At 39.1% G+C, this 12271-nt stretch carries 12 protein-coding genes and 1 pseudogene; 4 read left to right on the top strand and 9 right to left on the bottom strand.

The window, feature by feature from the left end; genetic code table 11:
- Window positions 1-33 precede the first annotated feature (33 nt).
- From J576_RS14320 to J576_RS14305, 4 genes are all read left to right on the top strand, one after another.
- Window positions 34-564: a GNAT family N-acetyltransferase gene (locus J576_RS14320; protein ID WP_080961412.1), complete on the top strand. Its 531-nt coding sequence runs from the start codon at window positions 34-36 to the stop codon at window positions 562-564.
- Window positions 565-909: 345 nt separating this feature from the next.
- Window positions 910-1233: a ferredoxin FdxA gene (gene fdxA / locus J576_RS14315; protein ID WP_002051033.1), complete on the top strand. Its 324-nt coding sequence runs from the start codon at window positions 910-912 to the stop codon at window positions 1231-1233.
- 132 nt (window positions 1234-1365) lie between these two features.
- On the top strand, window positions 1366-2088 hold the full coding sequence (locus J576_RS14310) for a D-Ala-D-Ala carboxypeptidase family metallohydrolase (RefSeq protein WP_174876286.1): 723 nt from the start codon (window positions 1366-1368) through the stop codon (window positions 2086-2088).
- A 198-nt stretch (window positions 2089-2286) separates the two neighbouring features.
- The gene (locus J576_RS14305; protein ID WP_002051063.1) at window positions 2287-2955 is read left to right on the top strand and encodes an O-methyltransferase; all 669 of its coding nucleotides are present in this window, start codon (window positions 2287-2289) and stop codon (window positions 2953-2955) included.
- Between the two features lie 116 nt (window positions 2956-3071).
- Here J576_RS14305 and J576_RS14300 read toward each other — a convergent pair whose 3' ends face one another.
- The 9 genes and pseudogenes from J576_RS14300 to lptC form a co-directional block, all read right to left on the bottom strand.
- On the bottom strand, window positions 3072-3914 hold the full coding sequence (locus J576_RS14300) for a universal stress protein (RefSeq protein WP_033855645.1): 843 nt from the start codon (window positions 3912-3914) through the stop codon (window positions 3072-3074).
- Window positions 3915-4069: 155 nt separating this feature from the next.
- The gene (locus tag J576_RS14295) at window positions 4070-4681 is read right to left on the bottom strand and encodes a chloramphenicol acetyltransferase CAT (RefSeq protein ID WP_002051025.1); all 612 of its coding nucleotides are present in this window, start codon (window positions 4679-4681) and stop codon (window positions 4070-4072) included.
- Entirely contained in the window at window positions 4674-5273 is a 600-nt protein-coding gene (locus J576_RS14290) for an IMPACT family protein (protein ID WP_002051029.1), read from the bottom strand. Before J576_RS14290 ends, J576_RS14295 begins: the two co-directional genes overlap by 8 nt.
- 93 nt (window positions 5274-5366) lie before the next feature.
- A complete protein-coding gene (locus J576_RS14285) occupies window positions 5367-6557 on the bottom strand; it encodes an HlyD family type I secretion periplasmic adaptor subunit (RefSeq protein ID WP_002051055.1) in 1191 nt (396 codons plus the stop codon).
- 3 nt (window positions 6558-6560) lie between these two features.
- Window positions 6561-8695: pseudogene (locus tag J576_RS14280) on the bottom strand (type I secretion system permease/ATPase).
- Window positions 8692-10224, bottom strand: coding sequence for a TolC family protein (locus J576_RS14275; RefSeq protein ID WP_002051065.1), 1533 nt, complete (start codon window positions 10222-10224; stop codon window positions 8692-8694). Before J576_RS14275 ends, J576_RS14280 begins: the two are co-directional and overlap by 4 nt.
- Before the next feature lie 207 nt (window positions 10225-10431).
- Complete coding sequence (lptB, locus tag J576_RS14270; RefSeq protein ID WP_002051056.1) at window positions 10432-11178, bottom strand: LPS export ABC transporter ATP-binding protein; 747 nt, start codon at window positions 11176-11178, stop codon at window positions 10432-10434.
- Window positions 11178-11726: a lipopolysaccharide transport periplasmic protein LptA gene (lptA, locus tag J576_RS14265; protein WP_002051027.1), complete on the bottom strand. Its 549-nt coding sequence runs from the start codon at window positions 11724-11726 to the stop codon at window positions 11178-11180. Before lptA ends, lptB begins: the two co-directional genes overlap by 1 nt.
- Complete coding sequence (gene lptC, locus J576_RS14260; RefSeq protein ID WP_002051045.1) at window positions 11710-12258, bottom strand: LPS export ABC transporter periplasmic protein LptC; 549 nt, start codon at window positions 12256-12258, stop codon at window positions 11710-11712. The genes lptA and lptC overlap by 17 nt, the downstream gene beginning before the upstream one ends.
- Window positions 12259-12271 lie beyond the last annotated feature (13 nt).

Here is a 12271-nt window from a genome sequence, read left to right as displayed (position 1 = left end):
GTTTGCTCTTACTTTGAGGAGAATAAAATTTCTATTTTCTTAAGGCCACTACAATACAAAGAGATCGATTTAATTTGGCAACAAATTAGTCGACGTGAACTGATTACCCAACTCTACATACAAAAACAAGATCAACTCGAATTAACAGATTGTTTTTATGATGTTGAAAATTGGGATGCCTATCATTTAGAAAATGACCCATCAAAATTAAAAGAACTCTATCAACAAGGTGCTTCATTTGTAGGGGCTTTTAATACGGCTGAACAGCTAGTGGGCATTAGCGTCGTATCTAATCAACACATTGCTGATTATCCCAATGCAAAATTACTGCAATATTTTTATGTCGATGCCGATCAACAAGGCCAAGGTATTGGCGCAAAGCTGATGCAAGCAGCCAAAGAGTCGACCAAGCAATTAGGCGCTCATCAACTTTATATTTCAGCCACTCCAAGTAAACGTACAGTCGACTTTTATATAAAACATGGTGCGACAGTATTAAAACATCCAGATCGGGAATTATGGGAGCTAGAACCCGAAGACATTCATTTGCTTTGTATGCTTTAAGACCGATAATTTAAGGATTTTTTAACTATAAATGCAGCATAAAAGCGGAATTTAAATGCAAGAGCCGTATTTAAGGTATCTAATCAAATAGATACCTTGACCTAAATGACATTTAAACCCATCAGAAAAGATTTATTTAACCTTTTGTTTTTAAAAATATATTTTTATCTCAATTTTACAATCTGACCAATCTTAAGACCAGAACATTCCTTTGAATATCAAAGTTTTAACTTATCTTCATATGTATAAATAAACAATATCAATAAAAGCAATTGTTTGTTTACCCCTTTTTTGCCTAAAATAAGCTATTCGAAATGAAACCATATTTTTTAGGTAGCTGTCGCCATGACCTTTGTTGTCACTGAAAATTGTATTAAATGTAAATACCAAGATTGCGTAGAAGTTTGTCCTGTAGACTGTTTTTACGAAGGTCCGAATTTCCTAGTGATTAATCCGGATGAATGTATTGACTGCGCATTATGTGAACCAGAATGCCCTGCAAATGCAATTTTCTCTGAAGATGAGTTACCAGAAGGTCAGGAAGTATTTATTGAGTTAAATGCTGAACTTTCTCAAAAATGGCCTAACATTACTCAAATTGGCGATCAACCTGCTGACCGTGAAGAATGGAACGGCAAACCAGATAAGTTACAGTATCTAGAAAAATAATTTCAAAAAAAGATCAGCAACCGCTGATCTTTTTTATACCCTATTCAAACATTTCATTGCAAATTCCTCGTAATTTGTGCACTGTTTTGCATTAAAATAGGCGCAATATTTATTAAGCTTTTGATTTTTCTTATGCGGAAGTTTTTGCAGAGTCTGCTGCCCCTATGCATAATCCCTGCGGTTATGGTAGGTTGCGCCAGCTCTCCCCAACACACAACAACAGGCAAAACCTCTCCAAGTGGTAAACGCATCTTTATTCCTCAAGAACGCGTTATTATCGAACGTCCAATTCCACCTAAAGTTGAGCCTGCTTCTTATCGTGCTTGGTTAAATACTGGCGATCATTATGAACGTGTACGCGAATACGAAAAATTTCTAGCGCGTCATGATGTTGCTGGCATCGTACCAAGTTTTGAATTATTAAGATCAGCTCGCGATTGGCAAAAATGTGGCAGTTCAGAATATGCTGTTCCAAACCGTGAACTTTGGAACAACTCTTTATCGACCTTACGCGTCTTTAAATATTTAATTGCTGCAAAAGTTTTAACCGACTTTGAAGTGACTTCGGTTTATCGTGACTTACCTTTAAACCAATGTGCTGGTGGTGCAAGTTCTTCTAAACATTTGTTTAACTCTGCCATCGATTTCCGTATTGGACCAGAAGTTCCACAACCGCAAGACTATGCGTTTATTGAAAATACCAAGTTTAAATTATGTCAGTTCTGGGCCCAACATGGCCAAAGTTTAAACTTAGGTATTGGTTTATATAGTTCAGGACAAATCCATATTGATACTCAAGGCTATCGTACTTGGGGACCTGACCTAACCCGTAATACTTCTATGTGTAATTTCTAATATAAAAATCCTCTTATACACTCAAGTATAAGAGGATTTTTATTCTTAATTTTTTAACTATCCTTATAAAGAAATCGTCTTAAATTAACTGTCAATTTGCTCATTCTATAATCAACCAAAATTTCTTAATCCGAAGATTTTTGCACTCTAGTCATAAACGTTTAAAATACGCCTATCAATATACAGGTAAATTTGACTATGCAGCAGTTGTGGACAGACATTGACGAATATATCGACTCACATTTAATTCCCGAAGATCCTCGACTCGACTTTGCATTAAAAAATACCGACGAACACGGCTTTTCAAATCATCTTGCAGTTGCTCCAAACCAAGGCATGTTTTTACAAATGCTTATTCAGATGAATAAGTGTAAGCGAGTTTTAGAAATTGGAACTTTTGCTGCCTACAGTACGATTTGGCTAGGACGTGCCCTGCCTGAAGATGGCTATTTGCTTACCATTGAAGGTCGCGATACACATGCAGAAATGGCTCAAAAAAATATCGACCATGCGAATCTTCCTGTAAAAGTTGAACTAAAAGCTGGCCGTGCTGCCGATATACTTTCAGCGATAGATCCACAGTCGATTGAGCCTTTCGATTTTATTTTCATTGATGCAGATAAACAGGGTTATCCGGAATATTTAGAACTCAGCCTTAAGTTTTCAAAATCAGGCACGATTATCGTGCTAGACAACGTCATCCGTGCGGGCGATATTTTGAATCCTGAAAACAAAAAACCGAGTATTGAAGGTATTCGTGAAACATTTAAAGCTTTAGAAAACCATCCGCAAATTCTGTCTTGTACAGCTTTACAAACGGTTGGCTCAAAAGGTCATGACGGCTTCGCGATTGCAATTGTCAAATAGTGATCAAAAAATCATCTTTTCTATTTTATTATTTATAATCAAATAATTACTTTTATTACCCTTGCTTTTCCATATAGTTATCCACAAGATTTGCGGATAACTATATGCTGATCTCATCATTTAGCCACAAGTAATGGCACAGTCGCGTTTCGGAATATGGTCGTTGCAATACTTCCCAAGAAGAACTGATGAATTTTGCTATGGCTAAATGCACCGAGCACAATAATCTGAATACCGTGTTCTTGTTGGTACTCAAGAATATTCTGGGCAACGTCACCATATCGGTAAACGGTGACTACATCTAGGCCAGCTTCTTTAAGGAAATGTTCTGGTTCATTCAATATTTCAGGATGATCGCCCACATACACTAAATGGCACTGTAAAGTCCGTAATAAATCACTTTGTGCAATACGGCGCATCATTTTTTGACAGGTAGGAGAATATTCATAAGCAAATATAAAACGTGTCGGTACTTTGAAGTTTTCACCAATAGTCAGAACCGTGCAATTTGCGCCTCGAATGAAGTTTTCGACATTGCTACCAATTGGTTTATGCTTTTCGGCAGCTCTTTCACCCACCCGCCCTAAAATAACAATATCGTTTTCATGCAAGAGATTGAAACTTTGCTCTAGAAAATCCCCTTTTTCCTTAATTTTGGAGCATGTAATTCCGTGTTTTTCTTTAATTAGATCAGAGATATGTCTGAGTAAGTTATTGCTGTAATCCAAAGCGAGTTCACTTTGTTTTTGCTCTAATTCAGCCAACTCTTTAAGCAACATTGCATTGCTTTCAAAGCCGATTACACCACTTATTTCACCTAAGTGATAACTTGCTGGGTAGTAATCTAGAATTTGTAATAACACAAGCTCTCGTCCAGTTGCTTTCGCAACCCAAGCCGCTGCATCTGCAATAGCATTAATACAAGGTGATGAGTCAATACACGCAATAACACGGTTCATTTTTGCCTCTCTTCTTCAGGTCTATTTGCCTTGGAGATTTTTCTATAACTTAGCTTTAACTTAACATAGATAAAAATCCGTATGTTAAGGTTTATGTATTAAAATCCACTTTTTTGTTTAAAGATCAAACATTTTATTACATTCTTAAGACTGTATTATTCTCTTAAACGGATAAATTTTGCTGGGTTTCCACCCACTATATGGTACGGCTCCACATCTTTTGTCACCATACTATTCATACCAACTACAGCGTGTTTACCAATTTTAATTCCGTCTTTAACTCCCACATGCGCGCCTAACCAAACATCTTTTTCAATTTCGATTCCCTGTGAACGAACAGGCTGTTGATATAGCGGACGGTCTAGTTGCATACCATGGTCAAAGGCATATAGATGACAATAAGCAGCAATACGAACTTGATCGTGCAGTTTTATACCAGCTCGACCACCATCTAAAATACAGTGGTGGTTAATAGCAACTTCGTTACCAATCTCAAGCGGACCATGCAAACTACAATCTGCCGCAATAAAACAATTGTCACCAATTTTAATTTTCCGACCCGGCTCGGCAAAAATATGGGCTAACGGTGAAATAAAACAGTTCTCCCCGATCTCGACTGTTTCCATATCCATTAAATAAGCCTGATATTCTTTTTGCCATTCTTCTGCCCAGACACGGTGTTTGGGCTTTAAAGTCCAATATAGCCATGGCATATAATTTAAACGATGCTTATGTTGCTCACGGTATTTAAGTAAGGAATCAGTCATCAGTTAATTCCTCCTCAACTTTTAATTCTTCTCGGCCACGAGTGACATCACGGAGCTTTAAGGCAAGTGGCTCAATCTGGTGAATTTGTAATCTAGCTTCAATATCTACCCCTGTTGCAGTATAGGTTTCCTGAAAATCAATTTGCTGCTGCGTAAGCTCATATTGAAAAATAGCCCATTCATTAAAATGACAAGAAAAGTGAATGGTCTTCTTTTCAATAAGTTCAATTCGCTCAGCTAACAATAAGGATTGCCCAGCACAACCGCTATAGGCCCTTACTAAACCACCAGTTCCCAGTTTTATACCACCATACCAGCGGTTCACCATGACGATAATATTAGTTAAGTCGTTGCCTTCAATAGTTGCCAGGATTGGACGCCCTGCTGTACCTGATGGCTCACCATCATCATTAAAGCGAACATTATGCCCAATTTTCCAAGCCCAACATTGATGTGTGGTCGATATATCTTTATTTAATTCTAAAAATTCTTTCACTTGCTGTTCATTTTCTACTGGCGCAGCAATTGCCTGAAATCTACTTTTTTTAATTTCTTCTTCAAATGTAACCGGTGCTGCAATCGTAAAAGCCATAAATTAAATAAAGCATAATAAAAATCAAATTATAACGTGAATTTAATAGAAGCGAACCTATAAAAAAAGCCCCGAATTTCGGGGCTTCTTCTGTTATCTTTCTCGTAATGCTTCTTTCGCTTTATTAAACGGTTTAAGCAAGTAATCGAGTACAGTTTTCTCACCAGTACGAATATCTACCGTTGCCACCATACCCGGTGTAATACCAAAAGCCTTACCTTGTTTATTGTAGAGCTTGTCTGTATCAGTTCGGATATAAACGCGATAGTAGAATTGATCCTGTTTAACTTCATCACGAATCGTGTCCGGAGAAATAACGGTAACTTTACCTTTTAAACCACCATAAATTGAATAATCATAAGCTGTAATCTTTACTAAAGCTTCCTGACCAGGGCGAATGAATGCAATGTCACGTGGCAAAATGCGAGCTTCAATCAGTAACTGTTCATCAATTGGAACAATCGTCATTAACTTACCATTTTGCGGAACGACACCACCATGAGTTGTTACTGTAATTTCTTTTACAACGCCGCGTACAGGTGCTCTAAATACGGCACGCTCTAAACTGTCATTACGGCCCATCACGACCTGTTGTTGAGTTTGAGTGTCAGTATTTGCTTTAGATAACTCTTCACGTGCTTTAACGTAATATTGGTTACGTGCATCGTTCATTTTATTTTGCAAATCATTTGCTTCACGGCGTAAACGTAAAACCTCAACCTCACTGGCAGCGCCTTTGGCAACTAAAGGTTCAGTCATCGCTAATTCTTGTTGAACCAACTGTAATGCTTGCTTCAAGCCAGAAAGCGTTTGCTGTAAATCAGCCCTGCGAGACTCATATAAAGCAGTCTCTTCGCGTACAAGCTTCGGATCTTTCGCTACAATTTCAGGAAAAACTAACGGTGTACCATTCACTTCTGCACGTAAACGTGCCGCTGTTGCCTGAGCTGCAATTAATAAAGATCTTGATTCACCTACATTCGAAGCAAAACGAGTGGGGTCCAATTGAGCAAGGATTTGACCTTTTTGAACAATGTCACCTTCTTGTACATTTAATTTAGTTAAAATACCGCCTTCTAAAGACTGAATAACCTGTTCTTTAGATGATGGAATGACTTTACCTGTACCTGTAGACACTTCTTCTAATTGGAAAAACCATGCCCAAATAAAGAAAATAACGAGTCCAATCCCCACAATCCAAATGACCAAACTGGCACGTGGTAATGGTGGTTCACTATAAGATACATTCATTGAACGGGTGAGTTCTTGTTGTTGTTCGCTCATGAATTATCCCCCTTGGCTTACTTGTTTTTGTTGGGCTGTTGATTGATTAAGTACTTGATCTCTTGGTCCATCCATCACGATCTTGCCCTCATTCACGACAATAATACGATCGACCAGTTCTAAAACAGCGCGGCGGTGTGTTGCCACAATCAATGTACGATGCGCCAACCATCCTTTAAGGTGATCAATGAGTTGCTTCTCGGCAACATCATCAATGGCTGCTGTTGGTTCATCGAGTAATAGAATATTCGGTTGACGTATTAATAAACGTGCAAGTAATAAAGCTTGTTTTTGACCACCAGAGAAACCGACACCACCTTCTAAAATGAGGTGATCCAGCCCTTCTTTTTTCTCTTGAATGAAAGGTAATGCACCTGTCACGACCAAAGCACGAAGAATATCCTCATCGGTTGCAAGTGGTGCACCTAAGGTCAGGTTTTCACGGATTGTTCCGTAAAATAAATGAGCATTCTGGTTGAGTAATCCCATATCACGACGTACGTCGGATGGGTCAATTAAAGACAGATCTAAACCGTCCAGATGCACAGCACCTTGAGTCGGAGATTGCATGCCAGATAAGAGTTGAAGTAATGTCGATTTACCAGCTCCATTACGACCTAAAATTGCAATCTTTTCACCCGCACGAATTTGCAAATGGCGAATTGCCAGACTTGGTTTTGGGTCATCATCCCCGTATTGGAACATGACATTTTTTAATTCGTAATTACCGTTTAAAACAGCTTTATGAACCAAATGTGCACGATCAGCCTGATCAATTGGGCGCTGCATGAGTTCATCAAGACTTTGTTTAGCAACTTTTGCTTGCTGTAAACGACCTAATACCCCTGTAATTTGTGCAATCGGTGCCAACATACGTGAAGAAAGAATTGAACACGCAACGAGCGCACCCGTGGTCATTTCCCCATCCATTACCGCAAAACAGCCCACTAACACCACAATAGCGTAAGTTAAACCCTGAACCATTTGGGTCCAAGCCATTAAAGTACCAACAATTTTACGCTGTCTCATACCAATGTCGGCTGAAACTTCATTCATGTGGTTCCATTGGTTTTGGAAACGTGATTCAGCACGTAATAACTTGATGTCTTCAATACCCTGTACTGCTTCTACAAGTATTGCGTTACGAATTGAAGACTCTCTCATACCTTCTTGTGCAAGTTGAGCCAATTTCTTTTGTACCAGAACACCCGGCAAAATCATAAGCGGCACAACAAGCAACATAACCCAGAATAATTTTCCTCCAATAATCGCAAAGATAATCAGGAACAAGAAAAAGAATGGGAAATCGGCAATTGCACTAATAGTAGTTGAGGTTACCAACTCACGAACACCTTCGAGTTCACGAATCTGGGAAATAAAACTACCGGTAGATTTAGAGCGGTCTTTATTTTTGATACGTAAAGCATGGCCAAATACACGGTCTGAGACACGCAAGTCGGCACGCTTACCAATAATATCGGATAAATACACTCTCGAAACGCGTAAGGTAAACTCGAAAAGAGCCGCAATGAGTACACCACCTGCCAGCACCCATAAGGTTGGGATTGACTGAGATGGCACAACACGGTCATAGACTTGCATTGAGAAAATAATGGTTGCCAATGCCAAAATATTGGCAATTAAAGAGGCAAACATAATATCGATATAACGTTTCCAGTCTCTTAAAACAATCGACCAGAACCAGTTGGCTTCGTATGGCTTGATATATTCATCAATACGGGCGTCTGGAATAGACGTTTCAGGGCGTAAAATATAGACATTTTTAAGTGTCGTTTTTAGTACGTCTAAAGATAAGTTTTGTGAAAGACCTTGATCTCCACTAAACTGAATGCTCACATTACCTTGCGTATCTGCTTTATCGATTACACCGACTTGTCCATCATTAAACTCCACCATAACCGGTAAACGCCATGGTTTAATAAGTCTAAAGAAAATGGTGCTTTACGAAGATTAAGACCGACCTGACGCGTCATTAATTGCAAGACATCATCTAGATTCTGGTTTTGGTTCCAGTCGAGTTGTAAACGAATTCTTTCTTCTGACGGTTCGATTCGGTAGTGTTTGGCAATAGTTAAGACCGCCTGTAACCAAGGCTGGTAATTTATTTTTGTCATCATGGTTGTACTTCGAACCCCTGAATTGAAATATTATTTAAGCCATAGGCTTGGCGGGAACGTCCTGTTGCTGCAATGTATTGAACAATGCTGTTATAAATGTCATAACGTGCTGATTCGAGTTCTGAGTTGGCACTATGAATGGCTTGTTCAGCATTTAATAAATCGACCAGTGAACGGGTACCGAGCTTATATTGCTCTTGGTAGAGTTCACGTGTACGAACCGTCGTTGCTTGGCGACTTGCCAAAACCTGCATTTGACGTTGTTTATTTTCAATTTGTTCACGACTTGTTCTAATTTGATCCAGCACATCCAGATAAACGGAATTGACTTTAGATTTAGCCGCTTCTTCAGCATAACTTGCCATTTTTACTTGTGAAGCGGTTGCACCACCTTGATAAAACTGACTTGTTGCTTCCAACATGACTGAACTATATAAGCCATCATCCTTATCATTATTTGGATTTTTACCATTAATCGCCTGACTGACCGAGCCTTTAACAGCTAAGGTCGGATAACGTGTTAAACGGGTTTGTTCTTTTTGTGCTTTAGCAACCTCTACACTTGCCTGTGCGGCAATCATTTTAGGAATAGTATTAAACTCAGGCTCACCATAAAGATCAGATTGCTTCACGAGATCTTCGGAAATAATCCAACCAGTGCGAGTAACATCTGCACCGAGTAACGTTCTTAAATGCTGTTGATATTGACGTAACAATGATTGCTGCGCAATTAAGGTCGACTGCGCTGCTTGTAAGTATGATTGCGCCTGAATTGGATCTGCCTGACTCGCGACACCGGCGTTTGCTCGTAGATTAGCAATGTCTTGAATGCGTTGAATACCGGCAATTTGCTGCTCAGCAATTTTATTAAGTTGAAGATAACGCTGAATATTCACAATAGTTTGTGCAACATCCAATGCTAGAGTATCAACACTGACTAAAACATTCGCTTGTTCAACCTGAACTTTAGCCTGTTCAACATTCACACCTGATTTGACCTTACCAAAGTCATAGAGCATTTGAGTAGCACTTAAAGTGAGTAGCTGCCTACCACGCTCGCCAGTGCTTAAATCACCAGTTGAAATTCCTCCAGCCAGCTGGGGATAGTAACCGGCTTTAGCAACGTCAACTCCTGAATTTTGACCTGCTAAAGTTGCAATAGATTGTGAAATATCTGGACTACGCTGAATGGCAATTTTTACCGCATCTTGCAATGTCATCGTTCGAGATGGCAAGTTGGAAAAAGATGAAGCCGACTTATCATTAAGTTGAACAGTTGGAAATTCCTGCACAATAGAACGATCTAGCTTGAAATTACTAAGCTCGTGCATCTTGGCAACTTTAAAATCATCACTACTTTTAGGGACAAAAAGTTGTGACAAGTTTTCTTTCAGGGTGTGGTATTGCTCACTTGGTTTAGCAGCGTATATCACAACAGGAACATGTAGTGTACTTAAAAGCATCAGCCCTTTCAGGAAAGCCTGCTTTCTACATTTCCCTTTCACTCTTTTCTGGTTATGTCCAATCATGCTTATCTTGTTGATCTTGTTTGTTATCGTTTAAAAGCATCTCCATTCTACATAGTTTTTCAATGAAAACAGCATAATTGGTCGAATAAATCACACATTATTTTTTTATTAAATGAGAGGTATATATATTTGTTTTTATTCATAAAACTTCAAAAAACAAAAAAGAGGCCTTGACCTCTTTTTAACCAATTAGATTAATGACTTTAATTAAACTGTAAAATCATCACCCAAATAGACTTTACGTACCTGTTCATTGTCTAAAATTTCTTGTGGTGTGCCTTCAGCAATTACCGAGCCTTCACTTACGATATAAGCACGTTCACAGATTGCCAAAGTTTCACGAACGTTGTGATCGGTAATGAGTACACCAATACCACGATCTTTTAATGTTTGGATAATATCTTTAATATCGCCCACTGAAATTGGATCGACACCCGCAAATGGCTCATCCAATAGCATAAATTTAGGGTCTGCTGCCAAAGCACGCGCAATTTCCGCACGGCGGCGTTCACCACCCGATACACTCATTCCTAATGAATCTTTGATATGACTAATTTTAAAGTCGTTTAACAACTCATGAAGACGTTGTTGACGTTGTTGCTTATTCAAATCTTTACGCGTCTCTAAGATCGACATAATATTTTCAGCAATCGTCAACTTTCTAAAGATAGAAGCTTCTTGAGGCAAATAACCAATACCTTTACGCGCACGCTCATGCATCGCTAAGTCTGACATATCCAGGTCATCAAGATGAATCTCGCCCTTATCCATACGCACAAGTCCAACGACCATATAGAAACTGGTCGTTTTTCCGGCACCGTTAGGACCAAGCAAACCAACAATCTGTCCACTTTGCATACTAAAAGAGACGTCTTTGACAACCCAACGCTTACTATAGTTTTTGGCTAAGTGCTTAATACACAAAGTTTGCGGTTGTTGAAGAGCTTGCTGCATTAGTCACGCGCTCCTGGGAAACTTTTAGAACTTGAAGGTGGAATAATAATTTGTACACGGTTTGAAGAAGAACCTTGAGCTTCAACATCACCTTTGTTCATACTATATTTCAGAGAATTACCACGAATACTTGAACCATCTTGGTATAAGTATGCGCCGCCAGACAGAGTAATAATGCCTGTATCTGCATTATAGACAATCGTTTGCCCTTCACCACGTGCAACACCTTTATTGGCATTGATTTGCTGTTGGAACTTAGCTGGTCGGCCTTTGGCAGTAATCACTTGAATTTCACGTTTCGAGTTTAGATTGGCAACAATTGAGTCAGCTTGAAGCTTCATCGTACCTTGCTCAATCACAACATTACCCGTGTAAGTGGTCAAACCAGTTTTGTCATTATAAGTTGCACGGTCTGCGACCAATGAAATTTGTTGATTACGGTCAGACGGCAAAGCAAAAGTCGAAGCAGATGATAAAGCAACGAATGTAATTACCGCAGCTTGTTTTAGGAAAGCTGAAGAACGTTTTAAATTAAGACTTTGGTGCATACTTTCCTCGAATATTAAAAAATTCGTACTGACCGTTATTCAAATTGCCTTTTAATCCTTTACTCACAAACTCGCCTTGTGGAGACTGAACAACCACTTGATGGTTTGTTTCAATGTCTCTGGTTTTTGGATAACCTGTTAGTTCATCGGTTTGGAACTCAATGGTTCCTTGAGGTGCAATCTTGGTTGCGACCACATCGCCCGATAACACAACCTTTTGATTATCATCATATCCATAAGCTTGTTTAGCAAAGAATGTTGCATCAACTTTACCTAATTTATACATAGAGGCGTTAAGTTGATCCAACTTTGAAGTTTTTTGTTGCATATCCTGCTCAAGCTGACGAACTTCAGCACGAATATACAAATTGCCTTTGTCATCAGTTTGAGTCAAATGGACGCCCTGCGCCGAATACGTCATATTCTTCGCCGAACCAATGTCCAGTTTTTTTGCCTTGCCACTATAGTAGTAATAACCACCACTCACAGCAGCAACTACTACAGCAACAATATATAAAACTCTGGTATCCATGAGCAGGAATAGC

Source organism: Acinetobacter sp. 766875, assembly GCF_000582055.1.
Lineage (GTDB): Bacteria > Pseudomonadota > Gammaproteobacteria > Pseudomonadales > Moraxellaceae > Acinetobacter > Acinetobacter nosocomialis.
Note: the sequence above shows the minus strand (reverse complement) of the source record. Positions and strands in the feature narration are given on the sequence as shown.